This window comes from Virgibacillus sp. 7505, from assembly GCF_002272135.1.
In the GTDB taxonomy this organism is placed as follows: domain Bacteria; phylum Bacillota; class Bacilli; order Bacillales; family Amphibacillaceae; genus Terribacillus.
This window is the reverse complement of record NZ_NPBF01000281.1, coordinates 1-241: the sequence shown is the minus strand read 5'-3', so window position 1 is coordinate 241 and position 241 is coordinate 1. Positions and strand designations below refer to the sequence as shown.

The following is a 241-nucleotide window of genomic DNA, read 5'->3' as shown; positions in this document are numbered from 1 at the left end:
ATTTGGTTCGCTTGCTGTTGGTCAATGACTTTTGCATCGGACACTTTTGATTGGCCAGCGTTAATGGCAACGTTCCAATCAATGACATTGCCATTCTGTTTGCCACCTTTTTCAACATAGCTGCCGCCATGTTGAACAGTCACATGGGCGTTTAAATCAACTGGCTCTCGCCCTTCACTGCTAAGGGTAGCGGTGTTGTCATAGCGGTCGACGATCAACTCGCCTTCCACACTTGTTTTGT

Annotated in this window: 1 protein-coding gene; it reads right to left on the bottom strand. The window is 47.3% G+C overall.

The annotated features are described in order from the left end of the window. Nucleotides 1–241, bottom strand: a 241-nt coding sequence (locus tag CHH91_RS20740) for a hypothetical protein (RefSeq protein WP_176465876.1), incomplete at both ends; no start/stop codon positions are given.